Consider the following 9,933-nt stretch of genomic DNA (forward strand, 5'->3'; position numbering starts at 1 on the left):
GCCGCCGTACGGATGCGGCCGAGACCCGGTCGGGGGGGGGCGCCCCGCCCCGGGCGGGGGGCCCCCGCCACCCGGGGCCCCCCGGCGCCGTTTCCCTGACCGAATCACCGCAGGAGGTGGACGATGGCCGGTGCTGCCACGGGTGCGCGCGTCGACGGACGGGTCCGGCGCGGGGAGGAGACCCGGCGCGCGGTGCTGCGGCGCGCGGTGGAGATCGCCTCGGTCGAGGGCCTGGAGGCGCTGTCCATCGGCCGGCTCGCCGCCGACCTGGGCCTGAGCAAGAGCGGGGTGTTCGCCGGCTTCGGCTCCAAGGAGGAGCTCCAGCTGGCCACCGTCCGGGCGGCCCGGCGGATCTTCTACGACGCCGTGGTGGCGCCGGTGGAGGACGAGCGGGACGCGCTGGTCAGGGTCTGGCGGCTCTGCTCGGGCTGGCTGGAGTACTCGCGGGCCCGGGTGTTCCCGGGCGGCTGCTTCTTCTACGAGGTCAACGCCGAGTTCGACGCCCGGCCGGGCCCGGTGCGCGATCTGCTGGCGGAGTGCGCCCGGGACTGGGCGGGGGCGCTGCGCGACGCGCTGGCGCAGGCCCGGGCCCAGGGCGGGCTGCGGCCGGGGGCGGATCCGGCGCAGCTGGCGTTCGAGCTGAGCGGGTTCATGGAGCTGGCGAACTCGCAGGCGATGCTGTTCGGCGAGGAGGGCCCGTACGAGCGGGCGGCCGCGGCGGCCCGGCGGCTGCTGCTGGCGGAGGCCACCGATCCGGAGCTGCTGCCGGCGCCCTGAGCGGGGTGGTCGTCGGCGGCCGCGGGTTTCCGCGTCCATAAAACTGCACGAACGATCGTGCTAATATCTCGCCCAGGGCACGGCACCACCCGACGGAACACCCGACCAGGGGAGACCACCATGGACCCGTCCGCACTGATCCGCCCCGCTCTCAACACCACCGCGCTGGTCGCCCCACGGCTGGCCGGCCGGCTCGCGTTCGAGCTGTTCAAGCACCCCGTCCGGCGAGGCCGGGTCCGCGGCGCCGAGCGCGAGCTGCACGAGGGGGCCGTCACGGAGGAGATCACCGTGAACGGCAAGCGCGTGGTCACCTACCGGTGGGGCGACGGCGCCCGGCCCGTCCTGCTGGTGCACGGCTGGCAGTCCCGGGCCTCCCGCTTCGCCGCCTTCGTCCCCCGGCTGCGCGCGCTGGGCCTCAGCCCGGTCTCCTTCGACGCCCCCGGCCACGGCGGGTCCGGCGGCCGGGCGACCACCATCCTGGAGGTCCGCGACATCATCCGCCGGCTGCACCGGCGGTACGGCGACTTCGAGTCGGTGATCGCCCACTCCTTCGGCGTGACCTGCGCCTTCCTGGCGCTGCGCGGCGGCGTACGGGCCGGGCGACTGGTCGCGGTGGCCGGGGTCGCCGAGTTCGGCTACCTGCCGTCGGAGTTCTGCGCCCAGCTCGGGCTCTCCGCCCGGATCGAACGGGAGCTGAACCACCGGATCGAGCGGGTGCTGTTCGCGGACACCCCGCAGCGCGAGGGCATCGGCTCGATCTGGGAGCACTTCGACGCGGCCCACCGGCCCGAGGACGTCGGGCTGCCGATCCTGGTGGTGCACGACGAGGACGACGACGTGGTCCGCCTCGACCAGGCCCACCGGCTCAAGGCGGCCTACGGCGAGCGGCTCGACCTGCTGGTCACCCGGGGCCTCGGCCACCGCCGGGTGCTGGGCGAGCCGACCGTGGTCGACAACGCGATCGGCTTCCTGACGCCCGACCCGGCCGGCGGCGGCGCCCCGGCCGGCCGGCGGGAGGTCCCGGCGTGATCCCGCTGGAGCTGCACACCCGGGCGCTGGCGGTGGCCGGCGACGCGGTGGCCGCCGTCCGGCCCGGGCGGCTGGACCTGCCGACCCCCTGCGCCGGCTGGACGCTGGGCCGCCTGCTGGAGCACGTGGTCGGCCAGCACCGGGGCTTCGCGGCCGCCGCCTGGGGAGCCGGGCCCGACCTCGCGACCTGGCAGGACGCCCCGCTGACCGGCGGCCCGCTCACGGCGTTCCGCACCTCGGCCGACCAGCTGACGGCGGCCTTCGGCGCGGCCGCCACGGCGGCCGGGTCGGTGGAGCTGTGGCTGCCCGAGATCAGCACGGAGCGCACCGTCCCGCTGCGCCGGGCGGTCGGCTTCCACCTGCTCGACACCCTGGTGCACGGCTGGGACGTCGCCGCCGCGCTCGGCGTGCCGGAACGGGTCACGGACGTGGTGGACGGCGATCCCGAACTGGCGGGCGCCCTGCTGGCGGTGGCCCGGGAGGTCCCGGCGGGCCCCGCCGACCGGGCGCCGGGCCGGGCGTTCCGCGAGCGCGGGCCCGACGATCCGGCGGTCGGCCCCTTCGACCGGGCGCTGGCCCTGCTCGGCCGCGACCCGGCCTGGCGGCCGCCGGGCGCCTGAGACGCGGCGGACGGGCGCGGCGGACAGGCGCGCCGGGCAGGCCCGGCGGATCACCCGCCGTCGCGCTGCTCGTCCGGGAAGCGGGGCCCGCCGATCAGGAACAGCAGGGCGGCGATCGGGAACGCGAACGAGGCGACCACCAGAACGACGAACTCCCAGAACATCCCGTACTCCTCGTCAGTCCCGGGCCTCCCGGGACCCCCGAAGGTGTGGCCAGGAGATCCCAAACCCACATGGCCCCGATTGGCCGAATTGTCCACTCGATATCCGACGGTATGGCCGGATCGCCCCGGCTGCCACCGGACGGACCGGCCACGCCGGGCGCAAGGGTCTGGGCGAGGGCGGTCCGGGCGTCCACACTGGCGGGATGCGTGTACAGCTGGCAGGGGAAGCACGGCGGCCGGACCGCGACAGCGAGGACTTCGCGGTGGCCTCGCCCGAGGCGCTGGTACTGCTCGACGGTTCCAGCTCACCGACCGGCATGGAGTCCGGGTGCCGCCACGGCACCCCCTGGTACGTGCGGCGGCTGGGGGTGCACCTGCTGGCCCGGCTGACCGACCGGGCCGACCGCTCGATCGCGGAGTGCCTGGCCGACGCCATCGTGGAGACGGCCGCGCTGCACGGCGGCCGCTGCGACCTGGCCCATCCCAACACCCCCGCCGCCATGGTGGTGGCGGCCCGCAGGCACGGCGCCTCGCTGGAGTACCTGGTGCTCGGCGACTCGCTGCTGGTGCTCCAGTTCAAGGACGGCCCGCCGAAGGTGATCGGCGACAACCAGCGCTTCCCCGGCGGCGAGGAACTGCGCCGCCAGGTCTGGTCGACCGTGCCCGGTACGGCCGAACGGGCGGATCTGCACCTGCGCTACGCGCTGGCCGTGCGCAGCGCCCGCAACCGCGGGCAGGGCCCGTGGATCGCCGCGGCCAGCCCGCGCGCCGCCACGTACGCGGAGACCGGCTTCGTCCGCCTGGACCGGTTGCACGCGGTGGCCGCGCTGACCGACGGCGCCTCGCGCTACACCGAGCGCTTCGGCCTGGGCAGTTGGGGCGACGCCCTGCGGCTGCTCGCCGAGGCCGGCCCGGCCGAGCTGATCGCCCAGGTCCGCGAGGTGGAGCGGGCGGACGCCTCCTGCGAGCGCTGGCCGCGCGGCAAGACGCACGACGACGCCTCGGCCCTCTACGCGCTGCTGTAGCGGGGCCGGGGCGTCGTACGGCCGGGTCGGTCGATCAAGTGCGTGGCCGTGCTGGGGCCGCGAGGCGGCGGCAGGCGGTCCGAACCGGTCGTGCGAGGGCCCGGACCGTTCCCGGTCCGGGCCTCTCACGACGGGCCGTCAGCGTCCCAGGTTGGTGTCGGCGGGGATGGTGCCGAGGCGACCGGCCTGGAAGTCCTCCATGGCCTGCTGGAGCTCCCGGTGGCTGTTCATCACGAACGGGCCGTAGTGGGCGACCGGCTCGCGGATCGGGAGGCCGCCGAGGAGGACGACCTCGAAGTTGGCGCTGCGGGAGTCCGGCTGCTTCTCGTCGGCGCGGATGGTGAGGGAGTCGCCGTCGCCGAAGACGACCGCCTGGCCCATGTGGAACGGGCGCCGCTCCGTGCCGGCCGAGCCGCTGCCGGCCAGTCCGTAGGCCAGCGCGTTGAAGTCGGCCCGCCACGGCAGGGTGACCTGTGCGCCGGGGTGCACCGACACGTGGATCATCGTGATCGGGGTGTGGGTGGCACCGGGGCCCTCGTGGCCGTCGATGTCGCCGGCGATCAGCCGGAGCAGCGCGCCGCCGTCCGAGGAGGCCAGCAGTTTGACGCTGGTGCCGCGGATGTCCTGGTACTTGGGCGCGATCATCTTGTCGGCGGCGGGCAGGTTGACCCAGAGCTGCAGCCCGTGGAAGAGGCCGCCGGACATCACCAGGGACTCCGGCGGGGTCTCGATGTGCAGCAGCCCGGAGCCGGCCGTCATCCACTGGGTGTCGCCGTCGGTGATCACGCCGCCACCGCCGTGCGAGTCCTGGTGGATGAAGGTGCCGTCGATGATGTACGTGACGGTCTCGAAGCCCCGGTGGGGGTGCCAGGGCGTGCCCTTGGGCTCGCCGGCCTGATAGTCCACCTCGCCCATCTGGTCCATCATGATGAACGGGTCGAGGTACTTGGTGTTGATCTTCGCGAAGGCGCGGCGGACCGGGAAGCCCTCGCCCTCGTAGCCCTCGGGGGCGGTGACCACGGTGAGGACCGGCCGGGCGCTCGTGACGGCGGGGTCCGGGGTGGCGACGCGCGGGAGGGTCAGCGGGTTGTCGACGGTCACGGCGGGCATGTCGGCCTCCTTCTGGGGAGTTCTGTGGCCTACATGGGAGAGATTAGTTCAATCCTCAACAAGAGGCAAGTTGAAAGTTGAACCATTTGTCGATGCCGGGGCCGGGATCGGCCCCACGAGACCCCGCGGGGCCCCACGAGGCCCTGCGGGGCTCCCGGTCGGCCGGGGCCGCGGCGAGGGGCTAGCCGTACATCCGGCGCATGGTGAAGTCGACCATCTGCTCGACCGCCTTGGCGTCGAACACCATCCGGTGCTCGCCCTCCATGTCCAGCGCGAAGCCGTACCCGGTCGGCAGCAGGTCCAGCACCTCGGCGCCGGTCACCGTGAAGTGCTTGGACTCCTTGCCGGCGTAGCGGCGCAGCTCCTTGAGCGAGCTGAACATCGGGATCACCGGCGTCGGCGTGTTGTGCAGCGCCAGGAACCCTGGACGGTCGCCGCGCGGGCAGTGCACCTTGGAGGTGATGAAGATGGCCTGGAAGTCCTCGACCGCCATCGACCCGGTGGTGAAGGCCCGGACGGCGTCCGCCAGCGAGGGTGGCGACGGCTCGGGGTACAGGGACTGCTGCTGGCCCGCCTGGGCCTGCTCGCCGTACGGCCCGGGGCCGGGCATGCCGTTCATTCCCGGCTGCGGACCCGCCTGTTGCTGGTAGGGGTCGCCCGGGTATGCGTTCTGGTCATAGCCGTACACACGGACAGGCTAGCGGGAGCGCCGCTCCCCGCGCGGCGGTCGATCCTGACAAGGAGTGGATGCCCCTCTTGTGGAACGTGCTGTGCGGTGCGCCCACCGGGCACGTGACCGTGTTCATAGCGGATTCACCGCCGGGGGCTTGAACAAGTTACCGCCGGGTAGCATCATGATGTCTACTGGTGGGTACGGGGCGCCCGAACGCGGCGGACTCCCGGAAGCGACGAACCGGAGAAAACGGCCATGGGTCACTACAAGTCCAACCTGCGGGACGTGGAGTTCAACCTCTTCGAGGTGTTCGGCCGCGACCAGGTGTACGGCACCGGACCGTTCGCCGACATGGACGTCGAGACCGCGAAGAACATCCTGAGCGAGATCTCCCGTCTGGCCGAGAACGACCTCGCCGCGTCCTTCGTCGACGCCGACCGCAACCCGCCGGTCTTCGACCCCGAGACCAACACCGCCCCGATCCCGGCCTCCTTCAAGAAGAGCTACCAGACCTTCATGGACGCCGAGTGGTGGCGTCTGGGCATCCCGGAGTCCATCGGCGGCCAGGTCACCCCGTCCTCGCTGATCTGGGCCTTCGCCGAGCAGATCCTCGGCGCCAACCCGGCCATCTGGATGTACTCCTCCGGCCCGGCCTTCGCCGGCGTCATCGCCGAGGAGGGCACCGAGGAGCAGCTGGAGGTCGCCAAGCGGATGACCGACCGCCTGTGGGGCTCCACCATGGTCCTCACCGAGCCGGACGCCGGCTCCGACGTGGGCGCCGGCCGCACCAAGGCGATCAAGCAGGAGGACGGCTCCTGGCACATCGAGGGCGTCAAGCGCTTCATCACCTCGGGCGAGCACGACATGTCCGAGAACATCATCCACATGGTGCTGGCCCGCCCCGAGGGCGGTAAGCCGGGCACCAAGGGCCTCGGCCTCTACATCGTGCCGAAGTACGACTTCGACTGGCAGACCGGTGAGCTGGGCGAGCGCAACGGCGTCTACGCCACCAACGTCGAGCACAAGATGGGCCTCAAGGCCTCGAACACCTGCGAGATGACCTTCGGTGCCAAGCACCCGGCCAAGGGCTGGCTGCTGGGCGAGAAGGTCGACGGCATCCGCCAGATGTTCAAGATCATCGAGTTCGCCCGCATGATGGTCGGCACGAAGGCCATCGCCACCCTCTCCACCGGCTACCTGAACGCGCTGGAGTACGCCAAGGAGCGCGTGCAGGGCGCCGACATCTCGCAGTTCCTGGACAAGACCGCCCCGCGCGTCACCATCACCAACCACCCGGACGTGCGCCGTTCGCTGCTGACCCAGAAGGCCTACGCCGAGGGCATGCGCGCGCTGGTGCTGTTCACCGCCTCCACCCAGGACGACGTGATCGCCGCCCGCCTGCGCGGCGAGACCGACGAGGCCGCCGAGCGTCTGAACGACCTGCTGCTGCCGATCGTCAAGGGCTACGGCTCGGAGAAGTCCTACGAGCAGCTCGCCCAGTCCCTGCAGACCTTCGGTGGCTCCGGCTACCTGCAGGAGTACCCGATCGAGCAGTACATCCGGGACGCCAAGATCGACACCCTCTACGAGGGCACCACGGCCATCCAGGGCCAGGACTTCTTCTTCCGCAAGATCGTCAAGGACGGCGGCCAGGCGCTGACCGCGCTGTCCGAGCAGATCCAGAAGTTCCTCGCCGGCGCCGAGGGCGGCGACGCCCTGGCCGCCGAGCGCGAGCTGCTCGCCAAGGCCGCCGGCGACCTGGAGGCCATCATCGGCAAGCTGCTCGCCGACCTCTCCTCGGTCGAGCAGGACGTCAAGAACATGTACAAGGTGGGCCTCAACACCACCCGCCTGCTGATGGTCTCCGGCGACGTCGTCGTCGGCTGGCTGCTGCTGCGCCAGGCCGCCGTGGCCCTGGCCAAGCTGGAGGCCGGCGCCACCGAGAAGGACGTCCCCTTCTACCAGGGCAAGGTCGCCGCCGCCCGCTTCTTCGCCCGCAACGTGCTGCCGACGACCGCCCCGCAGCGTCTGATCGCCGAGGGCATCGACGGCGAGATCATGGACCTGGCGGAGGAGGCGTTCTAGGAGGCACCCCCTCCGACGCCGCACCGACTGCCTGACCCACCCTCAGTACGAAGGGGGCCCACCGCCACGGTGGGCCCCCTTCGTGCTGCCCGCCCGGGGCGGGGTTCAGGCCGTGCGCAGGGCGGTGAGCGGGTCGGTGCGGGCGGCCCGGAGGGCGGGATAGAGGCCGGCCAGCAGGCCCACCACGGTGCCGATGAGCGGGGCCGGCAGGGTGGTGGCGGGCTGCAGGACGGCGGTCCACTCGCGGGCGGCGGCCACCGCGACCACCGTCACCACCCCGAGGCAGGTGCCGATCAGCCCGCCGAGCGTGCCCAGCACCGTCGACTCGGTGAGGAACTGGGCGGCGACGTGCCGGGTACGGGCGCCCAGCGCGCGGCGCAGCCCGATCTCCTCGGTGCGCTCCAGGACGGCGACCAGGGTGGTGTTGGCGATGCCGACCGCGCCGACCAGCAGGCAGATCCCGGCCAGGGCGAGGAAGAGCCCGGTCAGGTCGGAGGTCACCCGGTCCTGCAGGCTGTGCGGGTCGGGCGGCGGGACCACCGTGAAGGCGTCCGGCCGGTCCGGCCGCAGCGCCGTCGCGACCTGCTCGGCGACCACCGTGGCCGCACCGACCCGGGTGGCCACCAGCGCCTGGGCGGCGCGGTCGGGCTCGGTACCGGGAGGGCCGAACCGCTCCAGCGCCGTGCGCGCCGGGATGATCATCCCGAGCAGGGCGCCGGGCTGGCGCCGGACGTCCGAGTAGACGCCGATCACCGTGTACGGCAGGCCGTCGAGGAACACCGCGGGCCGGGCGTCGAGACGGGTGACCCCGAGCCGCTTGGCGGCGGCCTGGCTGAGCAGCACCACCGGCTGGCCGGTGTGCTGCACGAACGCGTCCATGGTGACCCCGGCCGTCAGCGTCGGCTCCATCGCGGCCACCGCGCCCGGGGTGGCCGCCAGCACGGACAGGCCCGAGCCCTCGTTCTCGCCGGCGGGCCGGGCGGTGATCACCGGGGCGGACGGGAGCGGCCACCAGACGCCCGCCGCTTCCACCCCGTCGATCCGGGCCAGCCGGCCGTCCGCGTCCTCGGGGAAGTTCGACGGCGGGTTGGTGCCGGGGGCGACGCCGTCGGTGGCGGGCCGGTCGGTCACGGTGACGGTGGTGGCCCGGGTGAGGCTGAACTGCTCGCCGATCTGGCCGGACGCCGTCGCGGTCAGGCCGAGCACCGCCACGAAGGCGCCGATGCCGAGCACGGTGCCGAGCATGGTGAGCACCGAGCGGCCGGGGCGCTGCAGGATGCCGGACAGCGCCTCCGAGCCGAGGTCGCGCAGCCCCAGCCGGGAGGGCGGCTGCACGGGCCGGCCACCGCTCACCGGGCCGTCTCCGGCGCGCGCTCGGCGGGGTCCTCCGCAGGGACCTCCGAGACGGCCTCCGGTGGGACCTCCGTGCGGGCCGAGAGCACGCCGTCGTGGAGGGTCACCCGGCGGCCGGCCCGGGCGGCGACGGAAGGGTCATGGGTGATCACCACCAGGGTGAAGCCCTCCGCGTGCAGCTCGTCGAACCGGTCGAGCACCGCCTGCGCGTTGGCCGAGTCCAGGTTCCCGGTCGGTTCGTCGCAGAGCAGCAGGCTGGGGCGGTTGACCAGGGCGCGGGCGATCGCCACCCGCTGCCGCTCCCCGCCGGACATCGTGGTGGGCAGCGCGTCGGTGCGGTGGCCGAGGCCGACCCGGCGCAGCGCGTCCAGTGCGGCGGCCCGGCGGGTGTGGGCGGGGGTGCGGTTGTAGACCTGGGCGAGTTGCACGTTCTCCTCGGCCGTCCGGTGCGGCAGCAGGTGGAAGGACTGGAAGACGAAGCCGATCCGCCGTCCGCGCAGCGCCGCCCGCTCGCGGTCGCGCAGACCGCCGGTGTGAATGCCGTCGAGCTCGTAGCGCCCGGTGGTCGGGGTGTCCAGCAGACCGAGCAGGTGCAGCAGGGTGGACTTCCCGGAGCCGGACGGCCCGGTGACGGACAGGTACTCGCCCCGGCGCACGGTGAGGTCGCAGGGGTGCAGCGCGGTCACCGGCGGCTCGCCGGGGTGGCTGCGGCCGACGCCGGTGAGGGCGATCACCGGCGGCTCGCGGTCGCTCACGTGCCCACCACCACCTGGTCGCCCGGCCGGAGCACGGCGCCGGCGACCGGCACGACGGCGACCATGCCGTCCGCCGACACCCCGGTGGTCACCGGCACGGTCGTCCGACTGCCCGCGGCGTCGACCACGGTGACCGATGTCCGGCCGGCGGCGTCGGTGCTGATCGCGGCCACCGGGACCGCGGTGACCGGCTTGTCGTTGTCGTCCCGCAGCACGGTGAGCCGGACGTTGCGGCCGTTCAGCGCCGCCGGCAGCGGGGCTGCGGGGACGATCGTCACCGGGACCTGGGCGGGCCCGCCGGCCTGCGGCGCGCCCGCGCCGCCGCCCTGGCCAGCGCCGCCG

Annotated in this window: 9 protein-coding genes and 1 pseudogene; 5 read left to right on the plus strand and 5 right to left on the minus strand. The window is 73.5% G+C overall.

Annotated elements, in window-relative coordinates; translation table 11 throughout:
- Positions 1–123: 123 nt before the first annotated feature.
- The 4 genes from ACWEQL_RS37970 (at position 124) to ACWEQL_RS37985 (ending at position 3,615) form a co-directional block, all read left to right on the plus strand.
- Positions 124–777 carry a TetR/AcrR family transcriptional regulator gene (locus tag ACWEQL_RS37970; protein WP_452155412.1) on the plus strand — a complete coding sequence of 218 codons (654 nt, stop codon included), beginning with the start codon at positions 124–126 and terminating at the stop codon, positions 775–777.
- Between the two features lie 120 nt (positions 778–897).
- Positions 898–1,806: an alpha/beta hydrolase gene (locus ACWEQL_RS37975; RefSeq protein WP_452155414.1), complete on the plus strand. Its 909-nt coding sequence runs from the start codon at positions 898–900 to the stop codon at positions 1,804–1,806.
- Positions 1,803–2,426: a TIGR03086 family metal-binding protein gene (locus tag ACWEQL_RS37980; protein ID WP_452155416.1), complete on the plus strand. Its 624-nt coding sequence runs from the start codon at positions 1,803–1,805 to the stop codon at positions 2,424–2,426. Before ACWEQL_RS37975 ends, ACWEQL_RS37980 begins: the two co-directional genes overlap by 4 nt.
- A gap of 367 nt (positions 2,427–2,793) precedes the next feature.
- Positions 2,794–3,615: an integrase gene (locus tag ACWEQL_RS37985; RefSeq protein WP_452155418.1), complete on the plus strand. Its 822-nt coding sequence runs from the start codon at positions 2,794–2,796 to the stop codon at positions 3,613–3,615.
- A 138-nt stretch (positions 3,616–3,753) separates the two neighbouring features.
- On the opposite strand, the gene ACWEQL_RS37990 is transcribed toward ACWEQL_RS37985, so the two are convergent.
- Complete coding sequence (locus tag ACWEQL_RS37990; RefSeq protein ID WP_452155420.1) at positions 3,754–4,725, minus strand: pirin family protein; 972 nt, start codon at positions 4,723–4,725, stop codon at positions 3,754–3,756.
- Positions 4,726–4,906: 181 nt separating this feature from the next.
- Positions 4,907–5,413, minus strand: coding sequence for an SseB family protein (locus tag ACWEQL_RS37995; RefSeq protein ID WP_452155422.1), 507 nt, complete (start codon positions 5,411–5,413; stop codon positions 4,907–4,909).
- Between the two features lie 240 nt (positions 5,414–5,653).
- On the opposite strand from ACWEQL_RS37995, the gene ACWEQL_RS38000 reads away from it, so the two are divergent.
- Positions 5,654–7,483: an acyl-CoA dehydrogenase gene (locus tag ACWEQL_RS38000; protein WP_452155425.1), complete on the plus strand. Its 1,830-nt coding sequence runs from the start codon at positions 5,654–5,656 to the stop codon at positions 7,481–7,483.
- Between the two features lie 105 nt (positions 7,484–7,588).
- Here ACWEQL_RS38000 and ACWEQL_RS38005 read toward each other — a convergent pair whose 3' ends face one another.
- The 3 genes and pseudogenes from ACWEQL_RS38005 to ACWEQL_RS38015 form a co-directional block, all read right to left on the minus strand.
- The gene (locus tag ACWEQL_RS38005) at positions 7,589–8,818 is read right to left on the minus strand and encodes an ABC transporter permease (protein WP_452155427.1); all 1,230 of its coding nucleotides are present in this window, start codon (positions 8,816–8,818) and stop codon (positions 7,589–7,591) included.
- Between the two features lie 14 nt (positions 8,819–8,832).
- Positions 8,833–9,591, minus strand: coding sequence for an ABC transporter ATP-binding protein (locus ACWEQL_RS38010; RefSeq protein ID WP_452155429.1), 759 nt, complete (start codon positions 9,589–9,591; stop codon positions 8,833–8,835).
- A pseudogene (locus ACWEQL_RS38015) lies at positions 9,588–9,933 on the minus strand (peptidoglycan-binding protein); the annotation flags it as partial. The pseudogene ACWEQL_RS38015 and the gene ACWEQL_RS38010, both read right to left, overlap by 4 nt.

This window comes from Kitasatospora sp. NPDC004240 (assembly GCF_053603215.1).

Bases quoted from the DNA above. Each gene is read 5' to 3' on its own strand.
- ACWEQL_RS37970 (WP_452155412.1), top strand. From the start codon at position 124: ATGGCCGGTGCTGCCACGGGTGCGCGCGTCGACGGACGGGTCCGGCGC.
- ACWEQL_RS37990 (WP_452155420.1), bottom strand. From the start codon at position 4,725: ATGCCCGCCGTGACCGTCGACAACCCGCTGACCCTCCCGCGCGTCGCC.
- ACWEQL_RS37975 (WP_452155414.1), top strand. From the start codon at position 898: ATGGACCCGTCCGCACTGATCCGCCCCGCTCTCAACACCACCGCGCTG.
- ACWEQL_RS37985 (WP_452155418.1), top strand. From the start codon at position 2,794: ATGCGTGTACAGCTGGCAGGGGAAGCACGGCGGCCGGACCGCGACAGC.
- ACWEQL_RS38000 (WP_452155425.1), top strand. From the start codon at position 5,654: ATGGGTCACTACAAGTCCAACCTGCGGGACGTGGAGTTCAACCTCTTC.